Annotated in this window: 26 protein-coding genes; 17 read left to right on the forward strand and 9 right to left on the reverse strand. The window is 52.9% G+C overall.

The window, feature by feature from the left end; all coding sequences use genetic code 11:
• The first annotated feature begins 294 nt into the window (after positions 1 to 294).
• Genes ATI45_RS00185 through sthA form a run of 9 tightly spaced genes read left to right on the forward strand, consistent with a single transcriptional unit; the run spans position 295 to position 8,961 of the window.
• Entirely contained in the window at positions 295 to 1,641 is a 1,347-nt protein-coding gene (locus ATI45_RS00185; protein WP_098417769.1) for a Na(+)-translocating NADH-quinone reductase subunit A, read from the forward strand.
• Positions 1,642 to 1,644: 3 nt separating this feature from the next.
• The gene (locus ATI45_RS00190; protein ID WP_098417770.1) at positions 1,645 to 2,853 is read left to right on the forward strand and encodes an NADH:ubiquinone reductase (Na(+)-transporting) subunit B; all 1,209 of its coding nucleotides are present in this window, start codon (positions 1,645 to 1,647) and stop codon (positions 2,851 to 2,853) included.
• Positions 2,846 to 3,649, forward strand: coding sequence for a Na(+)-translocating NADH-quinone reductase subunit C (locus tag ATI45_RS00195; RefSeq protein ID WP_098417771.1), 804 nt, complete (start codon positions 2,846 to 2,848; stop codon positions 3,647 to 3,649). The genes ATI45_RS00190 and ATI45_RS00195 overlap by 8 nt, the downstream gene beginning before the upstream one ends.
• Positions 3,650 to 3,651: 2 nt before the next feature.
• A complete protein-coding gene (locus ATI45_RS00200; protein WP_018402966.1) occupies positions 3,652 to 4,317 on the forward strand; it encodes an NADH:ubiquinone reductase (Na(+)-transporting) subunit D in 666 nt (221 codons plus the stop codon).
• A complete protein-coding gene (nqrE, locus tag ATI45_RS00205) occupies positions 4,317 to 4,925 on the forward strand; it encodes an NADH:ubiquinone reductase (Na(+)-transporting) subunit E (protein ID WP_007348651.1) in 609 nt (202 codons plus the stop codon). The genes ATI45_RS00200 and nqrE overlap by 1 nt, the downstream gene beginning before the upstream one ends.
• A 37-nt stretch (positions 4,926 to 4,962) precedes the next feature.
• A complete protein-coding gene (nqrF, locus tag ATI45_RS00210) occupies positions 4,963 to 6,189 on the forward strand; it encodes an NADH:ubiquinone reductase (Na(+)-transporting) subunit F (RefSeq protein ID WP_098417772.1) in 1,227 nt (408 codons plus the stop codon).
• 23 nt (positions 6,190 to 6,212) lie between these two features.
• Positions 6,213 to 7,262, forward strand: a complete 1,050-nt coding sequence (locus tag ATI45_RS00215) for an FAD:protein FMN transferase (protein WP_098417773.1) — start codon at positions 6,213 to 6,215, stop codon at positions 7,260 to 7,262.
• A gap of 12 nt (positions 7,263 to 7,274) precedes the next feature.
• A complete protein-coding gene (nqrM, locus tag ATI45_RS00220; RefSeq protein ID WP_098417774.1) occupies positions 7,275 to 7,514 on the forward strand; it encodes a (Na+)-NQR maturation NqrM in 240 nt (79 codons plus the stop codon).
• Positions 7,515 to 7,569: 55 nt separating this feature from the next.
• Positions 7,570 to 8,961: a Si-specific NAD(P)(+) transhydrogenase gene (gene sthA, locus ATI45_RS00225; protein WP_098417775.1), complete on the forward strand. Its 1,392-nt coding sequence runs from the start codon at positions 7,570 to 7,572 to the stop codon at positions 8,959 to 8,961.
• 5 nt (positions 8,962 to 8,966) lie between these two features.
• Here the strand turns inward: sthA and ATI45_RS00230 are convergent, their stop codons facing one another.
• From ATI45_RS00230 to dusA, 4 genes are all read right to left on the reverse strand, one after another.
• A complete protein-coding gene (locus tag ATI45_RS00230) occupies positions 8,967 to 9,764 on the reverse strand; it encodes a glycerophosphodiester phosphodiesterase (protein WP_098417776.1) in 798 nt (265 codons plus the stop codon).
• The gene (locus ATI45_RS00235) at positions 9,761 to 10,888 is read right to left on the reverse strand and encodes a 3-deoxy-7-phosphoheptulonate synthase (protein WP_098417777.1); all 1,128 of its coding nucleotides are present in this window, start codon (positions 10,886 to 10,888) and stop codon (positions 9,761 to 9,763) included. The genes ATI45_RS00230 and ATI45_RS00235 overlap by 4 nt, the downstream gene beginning before the upstream one ends.
• Before the next feature lie 67 nt (positions 10,889 to 10,955).
• Positions 10,956 to 11,924 carry a transaldolase gene (tal, locus tag ATI45_RS00240; RefSeq protein ID WP_098417778.1) on the reverse strand — a complete coding sequence of 323 codons (969 nt, stop codon included), beginning with the start codon at positions 11,922 to 11,924 and terminating at the stop codon, positions 10,956 to 10,958.
• Positions 11,925 to 12,042: 118 nt separating this feature from the next.
• Positions 12,043 to 13,008 carry a tRNA dihydrouridine(20/20a) synthase DusA gene (dusA, locus tag ATI45_RS00245; protein ID WP_267284068.1) on the reverse strand — a complete coding sequence of 322 codons (966 nt, stop codon included), beginning with the start codon at positions 13,006 to 13,008 and terminating at the stop codon, positions 12,043 to 12,045.
• A gap of 409 nt (positions 13,009 to 13,417) precedes the next feature.
• Between dusA and ATI45_RS00250 the strand changes: the two genes are divergently transcribed.
• The 6 genes from ATI45_RS00250 to ATI45_RS00280 all read left to right on the forward strand — a co-directional run bounded on the left by ATI45_RS00250 (position 13,418) and on the right by ATI45_RS00280 (position 20,172).
• The gene (locus tag ATI45_RS00250) at positions 13,418 to 13,615 is read left to right on the forward strand and encodes a helix-turn-helix domain-containing protein (protein WP_018405284.1); all 198 of its coding nucleotides are present in this window, start codon (positions 13,418 to 13,420) and stop codon (positions 13,613 to 13,615) included.
• Between the two features lie 2 nt (positions 13,616 to 13,617).
• Entirely contained in the window at positions 13,618 to 16,443 is a 2,826-nt protein-coding gene (locus ATI45_RS00255) for an SNF2-related protein (RefSeq protein ID WP_098417779.1), read from the forward strand.
• Positions 16,444 to 16,462: 19 nt separating this feature from the next.
• Positions 16,463 to 17,542, forward strand: a complete 1,080-nt coding sequence (locus ATI45_RS00260; RefSeq protein ID WP_098417780.1) for an ATP-binding protein — start codon at positions 16,463 to 16,465, stop codon at positions 17,540 to 17,542.
• A 14-nt stretch (positions 17,543 to 17,556) separates the two neighbouring features.
• The gene (locus tag ATI45_RS22115) at positions 17,557 to 17,868 is read left to right on the forward strand and encodes a hypothetical protein (RefSeq protein WP_098417781.1); all 312 of its coding nucleotides are present in this window, start codon (positions 17,557 to 17,559) and stop codon (positions 17,866 to 17,868) included.
• A 442-nt stretch (positions 17,869 to 18,310) separates the two neighbouring features.
• Positions 18,311 to 18,718, forward strand: a complete 408-nt coding sequence (gene tnpA, locus ATI45_RS00275; RefSeq protein WP_036185953.1) for an IS200/IS605 family transposase — start codon at positions 18,311 to 18,313, stop codon at positions 18,716 to 18,718.
• A complete protein-coding gene (locus ATI45_RS00280) occupies positions 18,715 to 20,172 on the forward strand; it encodes a transposase (protein ID WP_098417782.1) in 1,458 nt (485 codons plus the stop codon). The genes tnpA and ATI45_RS00280 overlap by 4 nt, the downstream gene beginning before the upstream one ends.
• Positions 20,173 to 20,188: 16 nt before the next feature.
• Here ATI45_RS00280 and ATI45_RS00285 read toward each other — a convergent pair whose 3' ends face one another.
• From ATI45_RS00285 to ATI45_RS00295, 3 genes are all read right to left on the reverse strand, one after another.
• Positions 20,189 to 20,506 carry a YkoF family thiamine/hydroxymethylpyrimidine-binding protein gene (locus tag ATI45_RS00285; protein WP_098417783.1) on the reverse strand — a complete coding sequence of 106 codons (318 nt, stop codon included), beginning with the start codon at positions 20,504 to 20,506 and terminating at the stop codon, positions 20,189 to 20,191.
• A 116-nt stretch (positions 20,507 to 20,622) separates the two neighbouring features.
• Complete coding sequence (locus ATI45_RS00290) at positions 20,623 to 22,056, reverse strand: phospholipase D family protein (RefSeq protein ID WP_228735892.1); 1,434 nt, start codon at positions 22,054 to 22,056, stop codon at positions 20,623 to 20,625.
• Positions 22,053 to 22,328 carry a hypothetical protein gene (locus ATI45_RS00295; RefSeq protein ID WP_179888365.1) on the reverse strand — a complete coding sequence of 92 codons (276 nt, stop codon included), beginning with the start codon at positions 22,326 to 22,328 and terminating at the stop codon, positions 22,053 to 22,055. Before ATI45_RS00295 ends, ATI45_RS00290 begins: the two co-directional genes overlap by 4 nt.
• A gap of 373 nt (positions 22,329 to 22,701) precedes the next feature.
• On the opposite strand from ATI45_RS00295, the gene ATI45_RS00300 reads away from it, so the two are divergent.
• Positions 22,702 to 23,253, forward strand: a complete 552-nt coding sequence (locus tag ATI45_RS00300) for a hemerythrin domain-containing protein (RefSeq protein ID WP_098417784.1) — start codon at positions 22,702 to 22,704, stop codon at positions 23,251 to 23,253.
• Positions 23,254 to 23,296: 43 nt separating this feature from the next.
• Here ATI45_RS00300 and ATI45_RS00305 read toward each other — a convergent pair whose 3' ends face one another.
• Positions 23,297 to 24,508 (reverse strand): DUF4236 domain-containing protein, encoded by a 1,212-nt coding sequence (locus tag ATI45_RS00305; protein ID WP_098417785.1) that lies wholly within the window; start codon positions 24,506 to 24,508, stop codon positions 23,297 to 23,299.
• Positions 24,509 to 24,516: 8 nt separating this feature from the next.
• On the reverse strand, positions 24,517 to 25,461 hold the full coding sequence (locus ATI45_RS00310) for a 5'-nucleotidase (RefSeq protein WP_098417786.1): 945 nt from the start codon (positions 25,459 to 25,461) through the stop codon (positions 24,517 to 24,519).
• Positions 25,462 to 25,624: 163 nt separating this feature from the next.
• Here ATI45_RS00310 and ATI45_RS00315 point away from each other — a divergent pair, with 163 nt between their 5' ends.
• Positions 25,625 to 26,134: a hypothetical protein gene (locus tag ATI45_RS00315; RefSeq protein WP_228735893.1), complete on the forward strand. Its 510-nt coding sequence runs from the start codon at positions 25,625 to 25,627 to the stop codon at positions 26,132 to 26,134.
• Positions 26,135 to 26,216 lie beyond the last annotated feature (82 nt).

The raw sequence follows: 26,216 nt of genomic DNA on the forward strand, positions 1-26,216 counted from the left end.
TGGCGGGGCTTTTATTTGGCGCGGTTCAAACACGCCCTCTTTACTTGAAGCAACAAACCGGTGGGCCTTTGCTGTGGAAATGCGGGCCCCGACTCTCTATAATTAGCGCGATTTTGGATATGTCTGACGCCCGCTTCTTATCCTTCCTCTGCCACCGGTCTGTGCTAGCGTAACGCCAACCGCCTTACGGCAAGCCACTTAACACCAAACCGGTGAGGTATGTGCAGGGAATTCGAGGTAATGCGTCTGGCGTGGTAAATACATCGAATAGTTTCTGATGATTGGATGAGGCTAATGATAAAGATCACAAAAGGCCTGGATCTTCCCATCAGCGGCGCCCCCGAACAGACCATCACCGACGGCAAACCGATTCGCCACGTGGCACTTGTCGGCTTTGACTATAACGGCATGAAGCCGACGATGGTTGTGAAGGAAGGGGATCGCGTTAAACGCGGCACGCTGCTGTTTATGGATAAGAAGACCGAAGGCGTTCGTTACACCTCACCGGCAGCGGGCGTGGTGAAAGAAATCAACCGTGGTGACCGTCGGGTTTTCCAGTCGATTGTCATCGAAATTGATGGCAATGAGGCGGAAATCTTCGCGCGTTACAGCGAAGCCGATATTGCGGGCCTGGAGCGCCAGCAGGTTGTTGATAACCTGATCGAATCCGGGTTGTGGGCGACGCTGGTAACGCGTCCGTACAGCAAAGTGCCGGCTATTGACTCCGCGCCTCATTCAATCTTCGTGTCGGTGATGGATACCAACCCGCTGGCCGCAGACCCTACCATCATCATTGCCGAAAACAGCAAGGCCTTTGAAAACGGCCTGAGCATTATTGCCAAGCTGACCACCGGCAAGGTGTTTGTAACAGGTAAGCCGGGCTCAAACGTGGCAGTGCCCAAGTCTGATGCTATTGAAGTCAATCAGTGTGACGGCGTTCACCCTGCCGGTAACGTAGGCACCCATATTCATCACCTGGACCCGGTATCGCTCAGCAAAACTGTGTGGTCTGTGAATTACCAGGACGTGATTGATATCGGCAAGCTGTTCGTCACCGGTGAACTTCCAATTGAGCGCGTTGTCTCAATAGGTGGCCCGAAAGCTCTGAAGCCTCGCTTGGTTCGTACACGTTTAGGAGCCAGTCTGGTTGAATTGTTGGATGGTGAAACCGAAACCGACTGCGAACTGCGTCCGATATCGGGCTCAGTGTTTGGCGGTCGACGGGCCGAAGGTACCTGCGCCTACTTAGGGCGTTTCGCCAATCAGGTGTCGGTGCTGGCTGAAGGCAATAGCCGGCACTTCATGGCCTACCTGTCGCCGGGCGTTAATAAATTCTCGACAATGAACATCTACCTGTCAAAACTGATCGGTGGCAAACGATTCAACTTCAATACCAGCACCAACGGCAGCGAGCGAGCAATGGTTCCAGTGGGCGCTTACGAGCGCGTCATGCCGTTGGACATATTGCCAACCCAGCTGTTGCGGGCACTCATTGTCGGTGACACGGAAATGGCCCAGAAACTGGGCGCGCTGGAACTGGATGAAGAAGATCTGGCTCTGTGCACCTTCGTGTGTCCGGGTAAATATGAATACGGGCCAATTCTCCGAGAGAACCTGACCCGCATCGAGATCGAGGGCTAAGTTATGGCTATCCGACAGTTTCTCGACGGAATCGAGCATCATTTTGAAAAAGGCGGTCGTCACGAGCGTTGGTACGCGCTCTACGAAGCGGTAGACACCATTTTCTACTCGCCCAGTTCGGTCACCAAATCCACATCTCACGTGCGTGATGGCATTGATCTGAAACGCATCATGATTACGGTGTGGCTGTGCACTTTCCCGGCCATGTTTTTCGGCATGTGGAACATCGGCTTTCAGGCCAACAGCTACCTGGCTACCAGTCCGGAGGCTTTGGTCGGAGACGGCGGACTGCGCACCTTGTTTATCAACGCTTTTGCGGTAACCGGCGCGGGTGCTGGCTTGCTGGATAATTTCATCTACGGTATGGCCTACTTTATTCCCATCTACGTGGTGACCTTTGTGGTTGGCGGGTTCTGGGAAGTGATGTTTGCCACCGTGCGTCGCCATGAAATCAACGAAGGCTTTTTCGTAACCTCGATTTTGTTTGCGCTGATTTGCCCGCCTACCGTGCCTTTATGGCAAGTGGCTTTAGGCATTACCTTCGGTATCGTCATCGGTAAAGAAGTGTTTGGCGGAACCGGCAAAAACTTCCTCAACCCGGCGCTGACCGGCCGTGCTTTTTTGTACTTCGCCTACCCGGCGCAGATCTCCGGTGACACGGTATGGACTGCGGTTGACGGGTTTAGTGGTGCAACCTCCCTGAGCTGGGCTGCCAGCGGTGGTATGGAAGCTCTGGAAACCCAGATTGGCTGGATGAACGCGTTTATGGGCACCATTCAGGGTTCCATGGGTGAAACCTCGACCCTGGCGGTGTTGGCCGGTGGCGCGGTGCTGCTGATCATGAAAATAGCCTCTTACCGGATTGTTGGGGGTGTGTTGCTCGGCATGATTGCCACCTCGTTGCTGATGAACGTGGTGGGTTCGGAAACCAACCCCATGTTTGCCGTGCCAGCGCACTGGCACCTGGTAATCGGTGGTTTTGCCTTCGGCATGATGTTTATGGCGACGGACCCGGTATCGTCTGCCATGACCAATACCGGCCGCTGGTGCTTCGGCATTCTGGTGGGCGTGATGACTATTCTGATACGCGTAGTAAACCCGGCCTTCCCTGAGGGCATTATGCTGGCGATTCTGTTCGCCAACCTGTTTGCCCCGCTGATGGACCACTACGTTGTTCAGGCCAATGTTAAACGGAGGCTCGCCCGTGGCTAAAGTTAAAGAAACAGTCTCCAGAACGTTATTGGTCGCTTTGGTACTGAGTATCGTGTTTTCAGTTATCGTCTCGACCGCCGCAGTAATGCTGCGCCCGGCACAGATCAAAAATCAAAACCTGGACATTAAAACCAATATTCTGGCGGCCTCGGGCATGTTGCCGGAAGCTGCCAGTGCCGAGCAGATCGAAGATATCTTCACCCGCTTTGATGTCCGTCTGGTGGATTTGGATTCTGGCGCCTTTGTCGAGCCTGAATCGGTCAATGTGCAAGACCCGATGAAGTACGACATGTACAAAGCTGCGTCTAACCCGGATATGTCCACCAACATTCCTCCCAAGGAAGACCTGGCGGGCATCAAGCGTCGCCCTAACGTAGCCAAGGTCTATCTGCTGCGCGAAGGCGATCAGGTGAAGCGCGTTGTACTGCCGGTTCACGGTTATGGTTTGTGGTCCACTCTGTATGGCTTTGTATCCCTTGAGGGCGACTTGAACACCATCGAAGGCCTGGGCTTTTATGCCCACGCAGAAACGCCGGGCCTGGGTGGTGAGGTGGATAACCCGCGCTGGAAGTCCCAGTGGGTGGGTAAGCAGCTTTACGACGAAAACAAAACCGAGCCGCAGATCCGCCTGGTAAAAGGCGGTGTTGATGCCAATACTGCGAACAAGCAACACAAAGTGGACGCGCTTTCCGGTGCCACCTTGACCAGTCGCGGTGTGGAGCATCTTGTAAATTATTGGATGGGTGATCGTGGCTACGCGGCGTTCCTCAAGAAACTTCGTGAAGGGGAGGTCTGATCATGTCCGAAATGACCGCGAAACAAGTTCTGTTTGAACCGATTTTCAGTAACAACCCGATTGGATTGCAGATTCTGGGTATCTGTTCTGCGCTGGCGGTAACCACCAGCATGAACGTCACCATCGTTATGTGTCTGTCCGTTATTGCGGTAACCGCGTTTTCCAACCTGGCGGTATCGCTGGTGCGGGCACAGATTCCGAACAGTATTCGTATCATCGCCCAAATGACCATCATCGCTTCTCTGGTAATCGTGGTGGATCAGTTTCTGAAGGCCTACGCCTATGAAGTATCCAAGCAGCTGTCGGTCTTCGTTGGTCTGATCATCACCAACTGCATCGTTATGGGCCGTGCCGAAGGTTTCGCCATGAAGAACGGGCCTTGGCTGAGCTTCCTTGACGGCATCGGCAACGGTATGGGCTATTCGGTGATGCTGCTATTTGTCGCCTTCTTCCGTGAGCTGCTGGGCGCAGGTGCGCTGTTTGGCGTTACCTTGATGACACCAGTAAGTCAGGGCGGTTGGTACGTCCCCAACGGGCTGCTGCTGTTGCCGCCGAGCGCGTTCTTTATTATTGGCTTGGCAATCTGGGCCCTGCGCGCCTGGAAACCCGAGCAAGTGGAAGAGGCAGACTTCAAAATGTCCCGCCACACCCATAAGGAGGCCTTCTGATGGAACACTACATCAGTCTGCTGATTAAGGCTATTTTCGTTGAAAACATGGCTTTGGCCTTCTTCTTGGGTATGTGTACCTTCCTGGCGATCTCTAAGAAAATTGAAGCCGCAACCGGTCTGGGTATTGCCGTGGTGGTAGTTCTGACCCTCACTGTGCCGGTGAACAACCTGATCTACAACAACATCCTGCGTGAAGGCGCGTTGTCTTGGGCCGGATTGCCCAACACAGACCTGAGCTTTTTGGGATTGATTACGTACATTGGTGTAATCGCTGCGATTGTGCAGATCATGGAAATGGTTCTGGATAAGTACATACCGGCGCTATATGCCGCACTTGGGGTTTTTCTACCGCTTATCACCGTGAACTGCGCCATTTTGGGTGCAGCCCTTTTCATGGTAGAGCGCGACTACACCTTCGGTGAGAGTGTGGTGTACGGTTTCGGCGCCGGCGTAGGCTGGGCCTTGGCGATTGTGGCTTTGGCCGGCATTCGGGAAAAACTCAAGTACAGCGACGTACCGGAAGGCCTGCGGGGCTTGGGCATAACCTTTATTACTGTGGGTTTGATGTCATTAGGTTTTATGTCTTTCTCCGGCATTTCCCTGTAATTCACCCGGTGATTCGGATAAACGAAAGGGCGAGATCATGAATACAGAAATTATTCTCGGCGTAGTCATGTTCACTGTGATTGTTTTGGCGCTGGTTGCGATTATTCTTGCGGCCCGCTCCCAGCTGGTCAGTACCGGTGATGTGACCATTGAAATTAACGACGACCCCGAGCACACGGTGAAAACCGAAGCCGGTGGAAAGTTGCTGAATACATTGGCCGGCAGCGGTATTTTTCTGTCGTCTGCTTGTGGCGGCGGTGGCACCTGCGCCCAATGCAAATGTAAGGTTTTCGACGGCGGCGGCGCTATGCTGCCCACCGAAAAGACTCATTTTACCAACCGCGAAGAAAAAGAAGGCTGGCGCCTGTCGTGCCAGGTTCCGGTAAAACAGGACATGAAAATTGAAGTGCCGGAAGAGTTCTTCGGCGTTAAGAAGTGGGAATGCGAAGTGGTGAGCAACCACAACCAGGCCACCTTCATCAAAGAATTGATTCTGAAGTTGCCAGAGGGTGAAGAAGTTGCCTTCCGTGCTGGCGGTTATGTACAGCTGGAATGTCCGGCGTACGAAATTGACTTCAAGGAATTTGCGATTGAAGAAGAGTTCCGTGAAGATTGGAACAAGCACGATATTTGGCGCTACAAGGCCATCAACAAGGAGGACACGATCCGTGCTTACTCCATGGCCAACTACCCGGAAGAGAAGGGCGTACTGAAGTTTAACATCCGTATCGCCACGCCACCTCCGGGCACCGACCACAACCCGGGAATCATGTCGAGCTTTGTGTTTGATTTGAAACCAGGGGACAAGATGACCGTGATGGGTCCGTTTGGTGAGTTCTTCGCCAAGAAGACCGATGCGGAAATGGTGTTTGTGGGCGGCGGTGCCGGTATGGCGCCCATGCGTTCCCACATCTTTGACCAGCTCAAGCGCCTGAATTCCAAGCGCAAGATCAGCTTCTGGTATGGCGCACGTAGCGTACGGGAAATGTTCTACGTCGAAGACTTTGACGGCTTGGCTAAAGAAAACGACAACTTTGAATGGCACGTAGCCTTGTCTGATCCCCAGCCGAACGATGACTGGAGTGGTGACACCGGATTTATTCACAACGTGTTGTTTGAAAACTATCTGAAAGATCACCCGGCACCCGAAGACTGCGAGTTTTACATGTGCGGGCCGCCCATCATGAACGCATCGGTTATCAAGATGCTGAAAGATCTAGGCGTAGAAGATGAAAACATCATGTTGGATGACTTTGGTGGCTAATACAGGAGGCTAGTAAAATACCGATGCTATTCAACATGGTTAAACCCGCCCGGGCGGTTATGATCAGTGTGTTTTATGCACTGGTTGTGGCGGCCTTGGCGGGTTGTTCGTTTAAGCCGGAACAACAGATCTGGGAAATATCCGGGCCGATCTTTGGCACTCGTTACCACATCAGTGTGGTGATGGAAGAGGACCAGCCCAGGCTTCAGGAGCTTGCCGGCGGCATTGAGCAGGCTCTTGAGGGCGTAGACGCCGCCATGTCTACCTGGCGCGAGGATTCTGAGTTGTCACGCTTTAACGCGCTGCCAGATCAGTCCGATTGGACCGCGTTGTCAACACCCTTGTACACCGTGCTGCTAGAAGCAGAAGCGGTGTCCGCGCTTACTGACGGCGCTTTTGATATCACGATTGGCCCAGTGGTGAATCTGTGGGGCTTTGGCCCGGATGCGCGGCCAGACACAGTGCCAGACGACGCCACACTGGCTCGGGTATTGCGCGGCACCGGACACAATAAAATCCAATTGCGGTACCAGCCTCCGGGCATTCGTACCAGCGAACAGCAATACCTGGATTTAAGTGCCATTGCCAAAGGCTTCGGTGTAGACGAAGTTGCCCGCTACCTGGCCGCAGAGGGTGTTAGCGGGTATCTGGTGGAGATTGGCGGTGAAGTCAGCGTTGCCGGGCGCAAGCCCGATGGTTCGGCCTGGCGCCTGGCCATCGAAACGCCCGGTGAAGACGCAGAACAGGTAAACCGGGTGGTAGCCCTGGATAACCGTGCTTTGGCGACCTCTGGTGACTATCGTAACTATTACGAATTCAACGGGCAGCGTTATTCCCATACACTGGACCCACAAACCGGTAAACCGATTACCCACAATCTGGCGTCGGTGACCGTGATCGCGGAAAATTGTATGCGCGCTGACGCCCTGGCCACCGGATTTAATGTGATGGGATTCGAGGAAGCCATGACGTTGGCGGTTCGCGAAAACATACCGGCTTATTTTATCGTGCGCGGTGAGGCAGGGTTTGAGACCCACCACACTCCGGCATTTTCGTCGTTTATAACCCAGTAGCGGGAGAGCAGCATGGGTACCTTTATTCTGGTGTTTTTTATAGTGGTTCTGTTGGTAGCGGGCATGTCAGTGGGCGTCATTTTTGGCCGTAAACCGATCAGCGGCACCTGCGGCGGCATTGGCGCTCTGGGCATCAGTTCTTCTTGCGATATATGCGGCGGCAACACCCAGAAATGTGAAGAAAACAGCGAGCGCGTTGGGGTCGAGGCAGATAGCAGTCTGGGTTACGATGCCACCCGCCCTGAAAAATGAGCCGAAACAGGCAATAACGTACAATTTACGACCCAGATAAGGAGTTACTGCGGGTATGCCAGAGCATCATTACGACGTAGTGGTTATCGGCGCCGGCCCGTCCGGCGAAGGCGCTGCGATGAACGCGACGAAAAACGGCAAGCGCGTAGCCATTGTTGAAGACAAAAGAACCGTAGGCGGCAACTGTACCCACTGGGGTACCATTCCTTCGAAAGCCCTGCGCCACTCAGTCAAGCAGATCATCACGTTCAATACCAATCAAATGTTCCGCGACATTGGCGAGCCGCGCTGGTTCTCGTTCCCGCGTGTTTTGCAGAATGCTCAAAAAGTGATTGGCACGCAGGTCAAGCAGCGCACCCAGTTCTATTCCCGCAACCGTATTGATCTGATCAACGGCAGCGCCTCGTTTGTTGATAAAAACCAGTTGGAAGTACGCGGCAGCAAAGGCGTGGAAATCTTGCACTTCAAGCAAGCCATCATTGCTTCGGGCTCGCGCCCTTATTTGCCGCCAGACTTGGACTTCCGTCATCACCGTATTTATAACTCAGACACCGTTCTGAGCCTGTCTCACACGCCGCGCACCTTGATTATTTATGGGGCAGGAGTGATTGGTTCGGAATATGCCTCTATCTTTGCCGGGCTTGGCGTAAAAGTCGATTTAATCAACCCGGGCAGCCGCTTGCTGACCTTCCTGGACGACGATATTTCCGACGCCCTGAGTTATCACCTGCGCAACAATGGCGTTCTGGTGCGGCACAACGAAGAATACGAATCCGTAGACGGCGACGACCACGGCGTGGTGTTGTCACTGAAATCCGGTAAAAAAATTCGAGCAGACGCATTTCTGTGGTGTAACGGCCGCACCGGTAACACCGACAAGCTGGCGCTGGAAAAAATTGGCCTGCAAGCCAATAGCCGCGGCCAACTGGCGGTAGACGACCATTACCGCACCGAGGTAGAGAACATTTACGCCGTCGGCGATGTTATTGGCTGGCCCAGCCTGGCCAGTGCCGCTTATGATCAGGGCCGGTCTGCCTCCTCTGACATTGTGCAAGACGACTATTTCCGCTTTGTATCAGACGTGCCCACGGGCATTTATACCATTCCGGAAATCAGTTCGGTGGGTAAAACCGAGCGCGAACTGACCGAGGCAAAAGTGCCCTACGAACTGGGCCAGGCGTTCTTTAAGGACCTGGCGCGGGCGCAGATTACCGGGGAGCCGGTGGGCATGCTGAAAATTCTGTTCCACCGTGAAACCCGTGAAATTTTGGGTATTCACTGTTTTGGTGACCAGGCTGCGGAGATTATTCACATCGGTCAGGCCATCATGAACCAGAAAGGCGAAGCAAATTCCCTGAACTACTTCATCAACACCACGTTCAACTACCCGACTATGGCCGAAGCTTATCGGGTAGCCGCGCTGAACGGATTAAACCGGATTTTCTAGCGGTTTCAGTGAGTGCCTATGGCCTGCTGTTTGCCCGGTGCAGTGACATCGCTGTTGTCGGGCAGAGCCGATTGGTGACGGGTGCGATTGTCGAAGTAGGTTATGGTGCTGGTCGGGTAGTCGGTAATAATGCTGTCTACCCCCATTTTTTCCAGTCCCAGCATGTCGAAAATGCGGTTTACCGTCCACGCCGATACGTGCATACCCTTGCGGTGGGCATGCTCCACCAGCTCTTTGCTGAGCAACTTCCAGTTGATGCACAGATATTCCACTTCCAGGCGACTGGCAATGGTCATGGGCCGCGGAAATTTGCGTTCTGCCACCAGCCCCAGTCGAATATTGCGATCACGCCGGCGAATTTCCTTCAAAAAATGAACATCCGACGAAGTCACGGCCACTTTGTCATAAAGCCGCCGTGCCTGAATGATTTCCGTCAGCCGGTTGCTGAGCACGTTCATGCGCGGAGATTTATCGCTTTTTACTTCCAGTTGCAGGTGTTCAAGATCGTTAAACCGGTCCAGCAACTGGTCCAGGCTGGGGATGCCCACCGGGCTCGGCCAGGAACTGACGTTGCGGCGAGCGTCCATACCGGTCAGTTCTGCCAGAGTGTAATCGCTGACATTACCTTTAAATGTGGTTGTACGATTCACCGTTAAATCGTGTACCAGCACGGGAATGCCGTCTTTCGACAGCACCAGATCCAGCTCAAAATGGCGTATGCCCTGGCGATAGGCGTGTGCAAAGCCTTCCAGAGTGTTTTCCGGAGCCTCACCTTTGGCGCCGCGGTGTCCGTATACAATCATTTGGCCATTGAATCCTTCACAGTCTTATAAATTGCCTGGCGTTTTTTCCAGGTGTCGTGGCACAAGCGGATATCTTCAAGGTATGCCGGCAATTCGTTCATCAGCAGCGCTTGAGGGCCGTCTACCAGAGCTTTTTCCGGCTTCGGATGGAAATCTACCAGCACCATGTTAGCGCCCGCTACAACACCCTGTGCGGTGGCGTGCATCACCTCCAGAATGCCATCCGGCGCGCGGTCACGGCTGCCCACAGAGTGGGACGGGTCAATACACACCGGCATGCGGGTCAGGCGCTTCACGGTGGGAACATGGGCAAAATCCACCATGTTGCGGTGGGGCTGGCCCGCTTCGGTTTTCATGCCGCGCAGGCAGAAGATCACGTTGGCATTGCCTTCCGACGCCAAGTATTCCGCCGCATTCAAAGACTCGTTCAGAGTAATACCAAAACCACGCTTGAGCAGTGCCGGGTAGGTGCTCTGACGACCAATGGCTTTCAGAAGCTCAAAGTTTTGAGTGTTACGGGTGCCAATTTGCAGCATGACACCGGTAGGGCGCCCCAGCTTTTCCAGGCAGTTGTCGATCTCTTCAATGTGGCTTTCATGGGTAATTTCCATGGCCACCACCTTAATGCCGTGCTTGCCGGCTTTTTCAAACACCCAGGGCAAGCAGCCTTTGCCGTGGCCCTGAAACGAATAGGGGTTGGTGCGTGGCTTGTACGCACCCATACGGGTACACACTTCACCGTGCTGTTCCAGCGCCTGCATCATTTGCTCGACGTGTTCGGGCACATCCACCGCGCACAGGCCGGCAAAAATATTCAGATTGGACTGGTTAAAATCCACGCCGTTGTAGGTAAAGCCGTTTTGACGGTTGTTGTCTTTATGGCGTCCCAGAATCCGGTAATCTTCGGAAATGCGGATAGCCCGCTCGACCGCCGGCAGTGCTTCAATGTCTTCTTTATTGAGGCCCTTGGTGTTGCCTAGCAAATACACTTCGGTTAACCGCTGCGTCGCACCCTGAATTTCGTGAACGCGCACTGAAACGCCGGGTAAGTTTTCCAGAAAATTCAGCGTGATGCGATAAGCGTCGCTGTCCATCGGGGTGTCAGGGTGAAGAATGGCTAGCATGGTGTGTCCTCAAAGTTTATTGCGCAGCTTCCGCACGGTGCCGGGCTCGTCTTTAAGAGTTTAGAGCTCAGCCTATGGCTTCTGCCCGTTGGCGTATTTGCGCTTCCAGTTTCCGCTGGTCTGCCGCAAAAAGGCGAATGCCGTCTGCCAGCTTTTCGGTTGCCATGGCATCGTTGTTCGAGTCCCAACGGAACTGCTTTTCGTCCATGCGGCTGCGCTTGTCTTTAGAACGGGCACCAGCCGGGCTGAGCTTGCGCTCAAGCGAACCCGTGTCGTTCTGGAGCGCCTGCATCAGCGCCGGGCTTATGGTCAGCCGGTCACAACCGGCCAACATTTCAATTTGCCCGGTGTTGCGGAAACTGGCGGCCATCACCGCGGTGTTGAAATCGTTGGTTTTGTAGTAATTATAAATACGCTCCACTGACAGCACACCCGGGTCTTCACTGGCAGGAAAACTGTCGCGACCGCTGTCTGCCAGATGCCAGTCCATAATACGGCCAACAAACGGTGAAATCAGTGCCACCCCGGCCTGTGCACAGGCAACGGCCTGAGCGAACGAGAACAGCAACGTAAGGTTGCAGCGAATGCCTTCTTTTTCCAGCTGCTCGGCGGCTTTGATGCCTTCCCAAGTGGCGGCAATCTTGATTAGCACGCGCTGGGTATCAATACCCTGCTGGTCATAAAGCTCAACCATACGCCGTGCCCGCGACAGAGTGCCAACGGTGTCAAACGACAGGCGGGCATCTACTTCGGTAGACACCACACCGGGAACCAGCTTCAGAATTTCGCCGCCAGCCAGCACCGCCAGAATGTCGGTCGCCAAAACAAGTTGGTCTGCGCTTGCGCCGGCCTGGCGTTTTGCCGCTGCAATCGCTTTGTCGACCATCGGCTTATAAGCGTCAGATTCAACGGCCTTGAGCAGCAGCGACGGGTTAGTCGTGGCATCTTGCGGGCGCCAGGCGGCAATGGCATCCAGATCGCCGGTGTCAGCTACTACGGTGGTCATGGTTTTCAGTTGCTCAAGCTTGTTGCTCATTCGCGCTGGTGTCCTGCTACGTCGGTTACGTGGGTAAAGAAAGATTACGGCTGACTACAATAACGGGCCACCGCAGGCCGAACAAGACAACCAAAGGTTATTCAGCCATTAAATGGCATTACGCTTCGGTAAATACGGTGGCAATTCCCGTTTGTGGAACCTTGGCCAGGGCCTCGCGCAAAACATCTAGCCCGGCGCCCGGTTTGTGGGCATTTTCGCTGATGTAGCGGCGGAATTGGCGCCCACCAGGAACCCCGTGGAACAATCCCAGCATGTGTCGGGAAATATGGCCCAAATACACGCCGCGCGCCAGCTCTTGTTCAATAAACGGGTACATGGCTTCCAGAGATTCATGGCGGCTAACAGCCTTTTCCGGCTCGCCGAAAAATTCGCTGTCTACTTGCGTCAGAATCCACGGGTTATGGTACGCCTCGCGGCCCAGCATAACGCCATCGGTATGGGCCAGATGCTGGTGGCATTCATCCACGGTTTTTATGCCACCGTTAATGATGATTTCCAGCTGCGGATACTTGGCTTTCAAGCGATACACCCAATCGTACTTCAACGGCGGCACATCGCGGTTTTCTTTCGGGCTAAGCCCTTCCAGTACCGCTATGCGGGCGTGAACAATAAAGGTTTTGCAGCCCGCAGCTGCCACCGTGTCAATAAACCCGCACAGCTCATCCCAGGATTCGCGGCCATTAATACCAACGCGGTGTTTCACCGTTACCGGAATATCCGTAGCTGCCTGCATCGCCTTAAAGCCCGCCGCCACGATATCCGGATGGCCCATCAGGCAGGCGCCAATCATATTGTTCTGCACCCTGTCACTGGGGCAGCCCACATTCAGATTCACCTCGCTAAACCCGAATTGCTGCGCCAGGCCGGCACAATGCGCCAGTTCACCGGCATTGCTGCCACCTAACTGCAACGCCAGCGGATATTCTGCCGCGTTGTGGTGCAAAAACCGTTCGGTATCGCCGTGAATCAACGCGCCGGTCGTGACCATCTCGGTGTACAGCAGTGCGTGCTTGCTGAGCTGGCGCGCCATGTAACGATAATGCGGGGTTGTCCATTCCATCATTGGCGCAACGCAGAAGCGGCGGGAGGGTTCCGCGCTGATTGGCTTAGGAGCTTGAACGAATTTTGCGGTGTTTTCTGAAGGCACGGTAATACTCACTTCCTGCTGGATGTTGCCTGCTTTTTGAGCTGCCAATTCTATCAGGAAAGTGGTTTCGTTGGTTCACTGGATTGGGCCGGGTGCCACCGTAGAACAAATCGTTAACCTCATCCCAAGCCTCCGCAGTATCTGGTTGAGCGCGTATCGTCTGACTGTCGTATCCTTGCAACGATATCTGATCGACCCGCCAACCCTGTTTTGATTTTCCTCACTGGTGGCTCGGAACAAACGGTGCGAGCGAATAGTCCTCTGGACTTGGGTCGCTAACCGGAAGGCGCTATACTCCAAAAACTGTGAAATACTGGTAAAAACAATGAAAAACAATCAAACGGACCAGATTATGACTCTGGAGGAGCTGGCGAACTATTTGAAGATCTCCAAATCGACCGTTTATAAACTGGCTCAGGAAGGGCGTATACCAGGGCAAAAGCTTGGCAAACAATGGCGCTTTGGAAAGCAGGCTATCGATGATTGGCTCAGTCACCAAGCCCGGACAGAGGGTAGAGATTGATCATGTTTACACCTCATCAAAGTGCCTACTTCGCGAACTGGCTTACCCAAACCGGAAAAGTTGAAAATCGGGTCTCCCGGGCGATGGCATCTGCTCGTGTTGATATGAATCCCCATCAGATTGAGGCAGCCAGGTTTGCCCTGAAATCCCCTCTGGAAAAAGGGGTTTTACTCGCTGACGAAGTTGGTCTGGGTAAAACCATTGAAGCCAGTTTAGTGATGGCCCAGAAGTGGGCTGAGGGTAAGCGGAATATACTTTTGGTCGTCCCAGCGTCACTTCGTAAGCAGTGGAGTCAGGAGCTACAAGACAAGTTTGAGCTGCCTTCAATCATCATTGACAGCAAGGTTGCCGCTGCACTCAAGAAAGAGGCCATCCACAACCCGTTCTCCCATGAATGCAAGATTGTAATCTGCTCATATGAGTATGTTGCGCGCCAGAAAGAAAAGGTGCAGCTCGTCGATTGGCATTTAGTAGTCTTTGATGAAGCCCATAAACTTCGCAACATCTATCAGAATTCAGGCAGTAAACGGGCGAAGACCATTGTTGAAGCGACTCAGTATGCCGATAGCCGCGTTTTGCTGTCGGCCACGCCTATTCAAAATAAGCTAATGGAACTCTATGGTCTGAGTCAGGTAATCGACGCCCATTATTTTGGTGATGCCAAATCCTTCCGGAAGCTCTACGTTAACCGTCAGAATGACAAACAAGCTCTGGAGGACCTTAAACAGCGGATAGAGCCCCTGTGTCACCGTACTTTGCGGCGTCAGGTGCAACAAGAAGGGGGCATCAGTTTCACTAACCGCTACTCTCTTACTCAGGACTTTACGCCTCTGCCTGAAGAGTGGGAGTTGTATCAGAAACTCTCCCATTACTTGCAGGACCCGAATATTCAGGCGATTAGCCATCAAGCAAAGCACCTGGTCAGTATGGGCCTTCGGAAGATCCTGGCTTCATCCTCCTTTGCTGTGGCCGATACGTTGAAGGGGATGGTCGAGCGCCTGAAAGACAAACAGTTGCTAAATGAAGAAGCTCTTTCGGACATCGAAGAAGCAGATGACTGGCTGGATGCTGAATTTGGAGATGATGAGACCCAGGCAACTACAAAAACAGATAGACTTCAGCACGAGATTGAGCAGTTAACGGAGTTTCAATCCTTAGCGCAAAACATTAGTGAAAACGCAAAAGGTAACGCCCTTCTGACGGTGCTTGAAAAGGCCATGGCGATGACTGAAAGCCTGGGAGGTCAGCGAAAGGCCGTTGTGTTCACCGAGTCATGCAGAACGCAACGGTATTTAAACGATTTGCTTGAAGGCAACGATTATCGCGGTCGAACGGTGCTCTTGAACGGGTCCAACGCAGACTCGCGCTCGAAAGCCATCTACAAAGAATGGTTGGAAGAACACCGTGGATCGGCGCGGATTAGTGGCTCAAAACCGGCGGATATGAAGGCCGCACTGGTCGATTGTTTCAAGAGTGAAAAAGCAGATATTCTTGTTTCCACCGAAGCCGGCGGCGAAGGTATCAACCTGCAGTTCTGCTCTGTACTGATTAATTACGACCTGCCCTGGAACCCTCAGAAGGTGGAACAGCGTATTGGCCGGGTGCATCGCTACGGCCAGAAAAATGACGTGGTCGTTGTGAACTTTGTTAACCGCAAAAACCCGGCCGACCAACGCGTGTTTCAGCTGCTTAACGAGAAACTCAAGTTATTCGAAGGGGTGTTTGGGGCGTCGGACGAAATATTAGGGGCCATCGAAGGCAACATCGACATAGAACGCCGTATCTATGATATTTACCAGAAGTGCCGAACAGACGCGGAGATTGAGCAAGAGTTCGATCAATTACAAGAGAGTCTAAAGGACATTCTGGACGTCAGAGAGGCTGAAGCCCGACAGACCCTGCTAAACGATTTTGACCGTGATGTTGTGGCAACGCTGAGAACACTGCGCGACGAAAGTAACGACTTTCTTCAGGAGTATGAGCGGGTCCTACTGGATTTAGCGAGAGCAGAACTGCCAGCAGCAATTTTCAATACCAATCATTTTGTCCTGGACGGCCAACGGTATGACTTAAGCTGGCCTCTGGTCGAACAGAACAACTCGGAATTCTTTCGTCTGCAAGCGACAAAGCATCATCTTGCCTGGGAGCTTGTCCGCAAAGCAAAAAGCTATCGGTTGGAGTCAGCGCATCTGATCTTTCAGTATGATCAAATGGAAGGCCAGTATGCTGCGCTAAAGGTGTATCTGGGCCATTCTGGAACCTTGACCGCTTTTGAGATTCGCTTTTCTTATAATCGAGGAAAGGACGTAAAAAACCAACTGGTTGTTTTGGCGAAAACTGACTCTGGCGAGTTGCTCACGCCGGGAAATGCCGAGCACCTGCTCTTTGTTCCGGCGTATTCGAAGTCGTTGGAACGGATCATCGATGAAAATGAATTTGCCGACTATCAAGCCCAGGTGATTGACGAACAAACCCTCCAGACCGAAGCCGAACTTGATAACTATCTGGAGCAGGAGTCCGACAAGCTGGAGCGCTGGGCCGACGACCGGCGCAAAGTCTTGATGGAAACCGTGGATGAGCTGGCTGAAGACATTCATCAGCTAAAGAAAGCGTCGCGACAACTGGCATCCACGGCTGAAAAGATCCAGGCGAAAAAAGAGCTGAGAAAGCTGGAGCGCAAGCGAGACGATGCTTTGCATGAATACCACGAATCCAGAAAAGTCATTGAGCAAGAAGAAGACCGCCTGCTGGATGAGGTTGCCGAAAAGCTGGAATTGACCTGCGAGGTGAGAAATCTATTCACCATTCGCTGGACTCTAACTCATTGAGCCTTAACGAGACATCAAGATGGATCAGGAAAAACTCGTCAAAGACCTGTTGTTTCATATTCGCCTGGGCGAAGACTCCAGTATTGAATTCAAAGCCGTCACTTATGAGGGTGAACGGCCCAAAGATCCAAACCGGGATAAAATGGCCCATGAAATTGCCGCCTTCGCCAATGGCCAGGGCGGACGACTTGTGTTGGGTGTGGTCGACATCTCAAGAAGCATCTCGGTACACCAAAGTGCGGGGCGTTACTACCAGCGTGTCGGCTCCACCAAGCAGGAAATGAAACCGGAAGTCCTTGCACGCTTATTTCAACAGCGTTCTCAGGCACGGCTGATCCGATTCGACGAAGCCCTGGTGCCGGGGACCCAAGTCGAAGATATTGATAAATCTTTGAAACAGCGTTTTTTGAAACCGAATACGCCCGAGAAAGAGCAGCTTCACAAGCTGCATTTGACCGCTAAAGACGACTACGACGAAGGCCTATCGGTCTGTGGCGTACTGCTGCTTACGCCTGATCCCACCCAGTGGTTGAACAATGCCTATGTCCAATGCGTGTTTTATAGCGGCACCGCGCGGGACGCGGAAGACCAGCTCGACGCACAGGATTACACCGGCCCCATAGACCAACAAATCAACGGTGCGGTGGATTTCGTTAAACGGAACATGCGCATAGAAGCCAAAAAACAAATCGGCCGGGTCGATATTCCGCAATACGATCTGGGGGCGATTTTCGAAGCCGTAGTCAATGCGGTTGCGCACCGAGACTACTCCATGACCGGTCGGCGTATCCGTTTACACCTATTTGCAGACCGCCTGGAACTCTACTCCCCGGGCGAGCTTTCCAACAGCCTTACCATCGATGGTTTGATGGAGAACACCGTCACCCGCAACGAGGCATTGGTAAACTTGTTGAGTCGCTACTATCAGGCCCGGGAAGAAGCAGGCCGCCAGGCGTTGATTGAACGGCGGGGAGAAGGCGTGCCCAAAATCGTCCACCGCAGTACCGAGCTGAGCGGCAAGGAGCCCGAGTATCGCCTCATCGACGACCGTGAGTTACTGCTCACAATTTATGCAGCCAGCAAAGAATCCCGACGCTAACATTCTGTCATGCTATGTCGCCACACCGGAGCAAGCTAAGGGGGCCAACCCTGTGGTTACAGCAAAAAGGCCAGACCGATCAACTCAAGCGGGAGCTACTGGTTCATCACCATAATGGGCTCATATTTTACTATTACACTGCCCTTCAAATCTGGCTTCGTACCTTCGAAGCCAACGGCAATGCCCTGGCGCTTGATAACGAAATCAATGATTACCACGGGTTGAGTGATGCCCAGTCATACATCCGCCACTTGCAGTCGAAACACGGGCGCAAATGGTCGTTCTGGAAAGAAGCAGATTACCCAGCCAAGCCTGAACAACCCTGATCGCTTGCAACGCTCAAATCACAGTCATTCCGATAAACACCAAGGAAAAGCGCAGTACCATGAGCAACCCAGACACCCAGATGAACTGTTTGGAGATGCTTGTCCCTATATCCTTCCTTCTGTTGTGCTTGTCCATTGTGGGTCTTATCGGCGTGACCCGACTCATGTGGTGTTCTATCGGGAGCGCACCATGGCTTGGTTGGCGCAAAATCTGGGGTTGAATTTCGAGATACCGGCCAAAGATGTGGCGCTTTTCCAGCAACAAGCCCGGTAGGTCCCGTGATCTGGCCTGTTGCTCTGCTATGACCGTGGCCGACGGTCTCCTTCTATAAAGTTCACCAAAAAAAAGCGGGAAGCCCCTAAATTCATTTATGGGGAGGGAAACGTCGCAAAAAATAGTATTTTAGGTTTAGTTAGTAGCTAATACGTGTATACTCTTTCCATGAGCGAATTTAAAGTAAGATACAAGTCAAACAACAACGTGGTGTATTCCTGTAAGTACCACGTTATTTGGTGTCCAAAGTACCGAAGACCCGTGCTTGTGGATCAAATAGAACATCGCCTAAAAGAGATTATACAGGACATAGCCAATAATCATGATTCTGAGATATTGGAGCTGGAGGTTATGCCCGATCACGTTCACTTGCTAGTCGAAGTTGATCCGCAATACGGTGTCCATAAACTGATCAAATCCATGAAGGGGGTTTCATCCAGAACGCTGAGAGCGGAGTTTCCCGCGCTCAAATCGCGCCTACCGACCTTGTGGAGCAATTCGTACTTTGTGAGCACCGTAGGCGGCGCTCCGCTTGAAATCGTTAAGCAGTACATTGAGAACCAGAAAAACGTATGAAACGCGCAAAAACCCCAACCTTTATTGTCGAACTGCCGCTGTCCGTGTGCGACAACACCGAACGGCAGCTTACCGCTCGCCTATTGGCCGGCACTCGACTGTATAACGCGGCGCTGGGCGAAGCCCTGCGACGCCTGGGGTTGATGCGCGAATCGAAGGCGTGGCAGGCGGCTAGAAAACTGAAAGCCAAAGAACGATCCGCCGCATTTGGTTCGGCCATTAAGGCGCATCATTTTACCTCAGCTTCGGTTTCCGCTTTTGCCACCGGCTGTAAAAATGCCGCTGGCCGGAAAAGCCGGTTAAGTGCGAACGAAACCCAGCGCATTGCTGAAACCGCGTTTGATTCGGCTGAGCAATACAGTTTTGGTAAACGCGGCCGCCCGCGCTTCAAGAACGCTAAACGACCGCTAAAATCCTTCACCGGAAAAACCAACAAAGCAGGCATTCGGTACCGCGCCGAACTGGGCGTGGTGGAATGGGCCGGATTGGTGATGGCGGTAAAATACCCACCAAAAGGAAAAGACGTTTGGCTTGAAAAAGCGCTGGAAGCTGCCACTAAATTCTGCCGGATTGTGTGGCGAACGGTCAAAGGAAAACGCCGCTGGTATCTCCAGCTTGCGCAAACCGGCCTAACGCCGGCTAAAGAAAAGAATACGACCCAGCCCGGACGAGAAGTGGGCTTGGATGTTGGTCCCTCTACCGTGGCCGTGGTATCAGAATCCGGTGCTGAACTGTTCAAGTTTTGCCCCACCATCAACCAACCCTGGAAAGAGATTCGCCGTATTCAGAGAGCCATGGATCGTTCGCGGCGAGCGACAAACCCTCACTGCTACAACGCCAATGGCACCTGGAAAAAAGGCGCCAGAGTCACGGTGGTGTCCAAGAATTATCGGGAGCTGAAACACGCACTGGCAGAAAGCGAGCGCAAACTGACCGATGAGCGAAAGCGTTCCCACGGAGAGCTGGGCAACACCGTAATGCGTTTGGGCAACGTCCTCAAAGCCGAAAAACTGTCGTACAAGGCGTGGCAAAAATTGTACGGAAAAAGTGTCAAAGTCAAAGCGCCCAGTGCGTTCATGCAGAGGCTAAACCGCAAGGCTGAAAGCGCCGGTGGTCAACTTTTGGAACTGAATACCTGGAGCTTGAAGATGTCGCAGTACGATCATGTCAGCGGCGAATGCCACAAAAAACAACTCAGCGAACGATGGCATATTCTCGGCGGCAAAGCCGCCGAGATAACGGAAAGCTCCGTCATTGTTCAACGAGATATGTACTCGGCCTTTTTGGCCTTGTGCGTTGCCGAAAACGGACACCAGTCAAGCCAGTTAAATCATCGCTGGCCGGTTGTGAAGCAGCTACTAGAGAGGACGGGCTGGTGTCGTCAAATACAAATTGCGAGCGGCGGAACTCTTGTTCTTCCCACGGTAACTCCGTCGGAGCGATTCGTCTTTTAGAGTGGCGTCGGTTCGGCTACGGCCCGGAGGTGTAGCTTGGTGAGAGCCAAGCGAGAACCGGGAGACCCCGAACCATTTGGGCGCCATAAAACCCCCTAATTTCAATTATGGGGATGCTTAGGACAAACACGGCTTTTCCGTAGGTCTCGAATGACCATTTCATGATCTCTGAAAAAGCGCTCATTACGTCTTCAAATTCACCGAAGATCTGCGTACTCATCCGGTTGGCATGCACTTCCAGCCCACTGAGCTCGAGGCGTTTGACGATGTCTTTAACGGGCGCTTTGTAGTCGTCCGTCAAAGGGTAGTAGCTGATCTGCGCTGACAGGTACATAGGACCTCCATATCTTTGATAGTCGAAATGCTCTGACAGATACGTTGCTCCCCAACGAAAAGGTTTTCAATGGGCGGGCGACAAAAGCGAGTTACCATCCGTTAAGGGATGATGCCTCAGAATGTCGATAACCCGGTTGCCTCCATCAACCGGTAACGCCAGTACCTAATTCGTGAGTGGTCGGCATAAGCTTCGTAAGGCAGACTCAGCACCGGAGTTGTGGCGGGCCCGGCTTGCCATTGGCGGTCAAAGAAGGCCTGGGCCTGCTCTATTAACGGGGTTTTAGTCAAGCCCCGAATGAGGATGTCAGTCTCAAGATTCAGGTCATTCAGGTTGCGACGAGTGAAGTTTGCCGAGCCCATCAGTAGCTGCCCCTGATCATTGGTGTCACGACGAATCAGCATCTTGCTATGGCACTGCTCACCATGGGTATTACACCAGCGGACGGGGATGCCTGCCCGCGTTAATTCCATCGCGACCTGGCGATTGGGAATGCCACTTTTTTCATGACCGAAAGCTTCCTTGTTCGGGTCCAGCAAAGCCCGAACCTCGACGCCCCGGTCGTGAGCATCGATAAACGCTGTCACCAGTTCACGGTGGGAGAGGTAAAACATGGCCAGGTCCAACTTCGAATCTTGGCGCGCTGAATTAATCATTGTCAGCGCTGATTCGAGAATTTTTTGTTCCGTAACCACGCTGCCGACAGCGCTCTCATCTTGGCCGCCGAAGGTGTTGGGCGAAACGTCCGGGGCCAGGTTCAGCCTGGCATCGGAAAGTGCCAGCACGGCCTGCTCGCTGGCGAGTAAATCGTTCACCGCGGGGCCAGCAAAGCTCAAGGCCACATTGCTGTGCTTACTGCTGCCATCGTGAGGGTTGGCGGAGGTAATCAGGCCTCGGAAACGGTTGCCTTCATCCACGATCAGAACCTTGCGGTGGTTGGCCTTGAAATTCGGCAACGCCAGGTAGCTGCGCAAGGTGACTTCGCCATCATCCAGCAGATTTGGCAGCCAGCCAGAGGTATCCGAGTTTCCCAGCCACTGGCAACAAAGGCGCCAGCCCGCTGACCATATTGGGTTGGAATCTCTGAGCTGGCCGAGGGCGGTCTCTGTCACCGGGATACCAGCGTCCTTCAGACGCTCGAAATAGGGCGACTTGCGGCCTCCGTAAAAGGTATTCAGCGGATCGGTGATAACGACAATGCGGATATCCTCCACCTGCTGGCTGCGGGTTATCAGAGCGCTGGTCAATTGCTCCGACAGTGGCCGGTAACTGTCGTCGGGCCTGCTATCGTTGAACAGGAACATGTCCAATACGATCAGCTTTTCGGCCTGGGCGATCAGCCGGAAGATCTCATCAAAGATGGTGTGTTCTAGCTGTACACCGTCGCTGGCGTCCCGATAGGTCAGATCGGTAAACAACCGGGCATCAATTAAAGGGCGCTCAGGCCCTTGGAAACTCAGCCCTGGAGGCAGTGGTTTTAAAACATGGTATACACCGATACCGGTGAGAATCAGAACAATCAACAGCAACAGAATTTTCAAAGATATCACTCGTGAATTGGATTAAAAAATGCCAGCAACTCGGCGATAACGGCTTCGGGTTTGCTAAAGCAACGGATGTATTCGGCCACCGTCTCGTTAGAAAGTACGGCTCCCGGTGCGCTCCAGTGTTTCAGTTTCCCAGTCAGATAATAACCCGGATCGGCGCCGATCAGGTGTTCGGGCAGGCCATTCGGCTGAATCAGGAAAAACCAGTGATAATAGCCGGTGGCAAAGTTCTGGTCCGTGTTGCGGAACATATGGAGAGTCGGTGCGATGTCCATTATACAGGCCTTTAGAACTCGATCAGGGTGGTCCAGCGCCATGCGTTGGGTAACCGTACGCCACCTGCAGTCGACTTGATGTGGCTTAGCGGCTGTTTAATGCCTGGATTCAAGTTTTCTTGTAAATTCAGCTTTTTATTACCGGTTAATTTCAAAAATAGGCGACAAATAGGCATCTTGTTCAGGAGCAAAGAGCAAGTTCAGATTTACGCCGCCCGCTGGCTCTGGTATTACAATAACTAACAATCCAATATGGATCCCGAAAGAATTACTCCTGAACAGGAACTGGCCATGGTGGCCTAATGTCTATTTTTGAATCTTACCCGCCAATAATGGGGGACAGCCGCTACGTACCAGAAGAGGAAACTTTATCATGGCCAGTCTTAACCAATTGCGTCGCGATCACGCCAGCATGGCTCGGTTGCTGCACGTACTCTTGATCAGGCACAAAAGCCTGACGCAGGGCGAGCGCCCAGACTTTCATCTGATACGTGAGGTGGTGGACTACATCCTCGAATACATGGACGGCTTCATAATGCCTCTGGAGCGTTTGCACAGCGAACACCTGCTGGCCAAGGCGCCCGAAGCCGAGGCGTTAAGCCATCGAATGGCCGATGATTACCAAGCCTTGCGTAAGCGCCTGAACCTGCTTTCCGAGACGCTCGATATGATCCTGATGGATCACGTGGTGCCTATGGAGCGCTTTATCGAGGACCTCAAAACCTATCTCGATGCCCATCACGCTTACTTAAAGGTCGAGCGTGAACAGCTGTTTCCATTCCTTCGTAAACATCTGACCGATGCGGAGCAAAAGGACCTACTCAAGATGTTGCCAGACAGCTCAAAAGCTAACCTGTCGCGGCTCCGGGAAGATCATCCAGAGCTTTATGCGGAGTTCAAGGCGGCGCCTTCGCCATTCGCTTGAGCACAGTAAAAGCCGGCGCCCTTTGGCGCTGGCGTTGATCACATCACCAAGGTTTGATAGCAGTGAAAATGCCTGTTTTTGTCATATCTCGTCGCAACTCGAAGGCTGCCAAAGCGGCAACCGGATCCACAGCTTGCAGATTACCAAAGTGAATACGGGTCCAGGCGCCACGGCCCACTTTCACGCTATAAATATACCTGTCCTCGGTTTGGCCAGTGTCGGCCCTGACCACCTGCGTAAAGGCCGACAGAATCACTTCCTCAACAGAAGGCGCGCACGCAAAACACTCACCAACCAACCGAATACCCATGCCATGCACATGAGCCATGTAGAGTTTTCGGGAGGCCGTGTCAGAAAGCTCTTTTACCGAAACGCCAATACCGCGCTCGTATACACGTAACTCGGTGGTGGGGAAGTCCTCAATTTCCGGTAAATCCACATCCAGCATCAACATTTTGCCATCCGCAGATAACTCGAATGACAGTTCCGTTTGCTGTGGCCAGTCAATATCCAGCATGTGATCGTCCAGCACAGATTCCATAGCAGCGGTGTTTCCCGTTCGTGCGCTTTGGTAAAGAGTAGCTCGGGCAACGTCACGTTGCTCAAACGCCAGCTTTTCTTGCGTCCACTGCTCATGCTGGTTTTGATATCGCTGACGCTTGCGTTCATTGGAATCTGCAAAGGCTTTGCGCCGGGCAGGGCAAAGGTAGGCTAGCCAATCCAGTGTCCGTAACGCTGGCGCTTGCGGTTCGGGTTCGTCAAAAGGCTCTGCCACCAGCGTGGGGAAATGGTCAGGCGCCGGAGTATCCCAGTGAATGTTGATGATTCTTGCCATCATCCGGTTATGGCTATTCACCTGCTGCTGCAGAGTATCTTCGAAGTGTTGCCGGGCGTGTGTTTTTGCAATCTCCAGCGCCTGGTCACCCAGATCATTACCCTCCGCATCCAGAATGGCAATGTCGCCGGTTTTTGTATTCAGCTGTATTTGTGCAATCTCGTCGGCTACGGCTGGCCGAGCGAACGGTGACGCTGTCGAGTTCGAGCTTCGCCCGGCGTTAAAGGCTTTATTCTGCTTCAGCAGCCTTTTGCGATAAGACATCCCGGAACCGGGAATGCCCACATTGCCATAAAGCCCGTTCCGCCCCAAAGTGACATTGGCACCACGCACACCGGCAGAAACGCTGACCCCGCGCTTGCCAAGATTGATGCGAACTCCGGGGAAAATTGAGACTGTTCTACGAAATCGAAATGCCATTTTGAGCCTTATTTTGACTGTGTAATTGCATGAATATTCGCCACCCCAAACGGGATATGAACCATCGGAATATCTCCCGCATCGGATTGCAGGTGCGATCGTTGGTCATCAAAAAAAATGTGGGGCTTTAGCACCTTCAGGATTCGGTCTTTCTTCATTCCACCCAAGAAGAAAACTTCGTTGGCATCCACGCCCCAGTGTTCCAAGGTTGTAATCACGCGTTCATGGGAGGGCGCATTGCGGGCGGTCACGATGGCGATCCTCAATATCCGTCGATAGTCGGGATCGTCCATCACCGCCTGGTCTTCCAGCTTTTGCAAGTGCGAGAGCTTACGAAACAAATCCGCAAGTGGGCCGGGGCTGTGCGGAATTTGGGAGCGAGACGTCTCGTGCTCTTGAAAATCCTCTAACGAGCCGGCTTTGAATACCCGTTCTGAAGCGTCATCCGCAATTACACCATCAAAATCAAACGCTATGCGCAGCTCTGGGTCACCTTCATCATCCACCACTTTGCTGGGTAACACCGTACCAGCCGGGTGGCCGTAGTCTATCGCTTGCGACACATCGCTGGCATTGGCCGATAGAAACAGCGAGGCATTGAACGCTGGAATATAAGCATAGGGCGATTTGCCCTCCAGAAAGGCTGCGCGGCTGATATTCAGGCCGTGGTGATGAATAGAATGAAATACTCGTTTGCCGGTAATGACCGAGTTTCGCGAAAGCAAGACCACTTCTACCGGGCACTGCTCTGGAAATTTTTGGTTCACACTCAAAAAACGTTTTACAAACGGAAAGGCGACGCCTTTTCGCAACGGCTTGGTCAGATGAGTCTCCTGATACTTCCGGTAGGCTTTTTCACCTTGTTCGCGAAACACACGGTCGGAATTGGACAAATCAAACAGGGCGCTGGACGCCACCGCAATAACGAGCTTTTGTTCGATAGGGTAGGACATCGGCAGAGTGTTCCTCTTTTTGGCAGATATCCGGACCCAGATTTCTACGGCTTAAGATTATAGTGATACTGTGCAAGTATCAGTACAATCTAACTTATCCGACTCGGCAACTGGCCGTAACCGATATTAGTTTGTAGACCGTGGCCCCGAGCAGATAGAAACCGTGCACATTGCCCGCACTATGGTCGAAAGCGGAAATGCCTTGGCGGTAATGGGTAACCACGAGTACAACGCAGTTGCCTGGGCTACGCCCGATCCGCAAAACCCCGAACAATACCTGCGCCGCCGCACCGATAAAAACTGGAACCAGCACAAGGCCTTTCTGGAGCAGGTGGGCGAGGGCAGTGAGCTGCACAACAGCATGATCGAATGGTTCAAAACTCTGTCCGTTTACCTTGATTTACCGGAGCTACAAGCCGTTCACGCCTGCTGGCACCCAAAGTACATGAACATGATCGACCCGTTTACAGATGCCGGGCACTATTGGCTTAGGGGTGAGCCTGCGCCGCTGACGGAGCACATTGCTTGTTTGGATTACAGCGTGGCTGGCGGGGAAGGTGGGAAGTTGTGTGGGTATCGGTTTGGGGGGGGAGACGCGCTTGAAAAAAGAGAACTTTGTTTTCTGAGGCTCGGCGAACCATCTTGGGAGTTAAGAGATACCATCAACAACTAAAACATCGCCACCGGGCTGAGAGCGACTAATTTTTGCAATGACGATGGATAACCCCAAAACGCTTTTGGCGTCACCAACAGGG

Origin of the sequence: Marinobacter sp. LV10MA510-1, from assembly GCF_002563885.1 — a bacterium.
Lineage (GTDB): Bacteria > Pseudomonadota > Gammaproteobacteria > Pseudomonadales > Oleiphilaceae > Marinobacter.